Below are 1825 nucleotides of genomic sequence, written 5' to 3'. Positions count from 1 at the left end.
CCGGTGACCCCGCCGCCGATCACGGCCACATCCACCGGATCCGCTCCCATCCGGCGCAGTGCCTCAGCGCGGCCGACCTGGTCGAGCCGGGCGGTCGGGGTTCCGTGTCTGGTCGGCGTCATCGCCAGTTGCTTCCTCTCCTGCGAACGTCCTCGCGTCCCGTCGCCGTGATCGCCCGGGACGCTCCGGCGGCTCGCCACCCATCGTGCCGGCTGTCGGTGTCCGGTGTCCGGCGCCCGGGCGCGGGATCGCTGAACGTCCATGAACGTCTGTGAACGTCCGGCCGGGGCGTGGTGGGATGCGAGTGCGACCGTCCCGGGATCCCGTGTAAGGCGACCAGATGGGCGACCAGACGGAGGTCAACACCAGATGGAGGTCAACGCATGGACCTGACCCACCCGCCGGCCGAGGAACGGTTCCGTGCCGAGTTGCGGGCCTGGCTCGCCGAGAACATCCCCGCCGCCTGGACGGAGCCCGGGTTCTGGGCCGGTGTGGGGGAGGCCGAGGGCTTCGACCTGCGGCGGGACTGGGAACGGCGCAAGGCGCTCGCGGGCTTCGCCGGGATCGACTGGCCGGTGGAGTACGGCGGCCGGGGCGGTACCCCGGGGATGCGGGCCATCTACGACCAGGAGACGCAGCTCGCCCGGGCGCCGCGCTCGGTCAACACGCTGGGCCTGGCCTTCCTCGCGCCGACGGTGATGACGGTCGGGACGCCCGAGCAGAAGCGCGACATCCTCGGGCCGATGCTGCGCAACGAGGTGATCTGGTGCCAGGGCTTCTCGGAACCCGGCGCGGGCTCCGACCTCGCGGCGCTGCGTACGTCCGGGGTGCTCGACGGGGACGAGTACGTGGTCAACGGGCAGAAGGTCTGGACGACGTTCGCGAACCGCGGCGACAAGATCTTCACCCTGGTCCGGACCGAGCCCGGCAGCCGGCGCCATCACGGCATCTCGCTGCTGCTCATCGACATGCACGCTCCCGGGGTGGAGGTCCGGCCGATCCGGCAGATGAGCGGCGTCAGCGAGTTCGGCGAGGTCTTCCTCACCGACGTGCGGGTGGCGGCGTCGGAGTGCCTGGGCGGGATCGGCAACGGCTGGGCGACGGCGATGCTTCTGCTGTCGTTCGAGCGCGGCGCGTCCGGGATCAGTCAGTACACCGGCTTCCGGCGCAGCTACGACGAGATCGTCCGGGTCGCCCGGGCGCTCGGGCGCGACACCGACCCGGTGCTGCGCCAGGAGCTGGGCCGGCGCATGGTCGAGCTCGAATGCCTGCGCTACCACTCGATGCACGTCCTCACCCAGGTAGAGCAGGGCCATGACCTGGGGGCCGAGTCGTCGATCACCAAACTGCAGTGGTCGGAGACGTACCAGGACCTGTTCGAGACCTTTGATGCGCTGCTCGGCGCCGATGTGGCGCTCACCCACCCCACCGCGGACCTCGATCTGACGACGCTGCGGCAGGAGAGCTTCTGGACCCGCTCCGTCACCATCTGGGGTGGATCCTCGCAGGTACAGCGCACGATCGTCGCGGAGCGGGTCCTCGGCCTGCCACGCGGATCATGATCATGGTCGCGATTCGGGCCCGTGCCCGTGCCCGGTCCTGTTCATCCCGCTGATCCCGCCTCGCCCCGCCTCCGGAGGTCCGAGCCCGTGTTCTTCGCCCTCACCGACGAGCAGCGCGCGCTCGCCGCCACCGTCCGGGACTTCCTGGCCGACCGCTTCGATCTGACCGCCGTCCGCGCGGTCTTCACCGATCCCGACGGTGACGGGCACCCCCCCGAGCTGTGGAAGGCGATCGGCGAACAGGGCTGGCTCGCGGTGTGCGT

The 1825-nt window shown here is 70.8% G+C and carries 1 protein-coding gene; it reads left to right on the top strand.

The annotated features are described in order from the left end of the window. Nucleotides 1-383: 383 nt before the first annotated feature. Entirely contained in the window at nt 384-1562 is a 1179-nt protein-coding gene (locus tag AC08ON_RS03600) for an acyl-CoA dehydrogenase family protein (RefSeq protein WP_476606418.1), read from the top strand. The last annotated feature ends 263 nt before the right edge of the window (nt 1563-1825 follow it).

It is taken from the genome of Frankia sp. CoWAU3, assembly GCF_977971855.1.
Note: the sequence above shows the minus strand (reverse complement) of the source record. Positions and strands in the feature narration are given on the sequence as shown.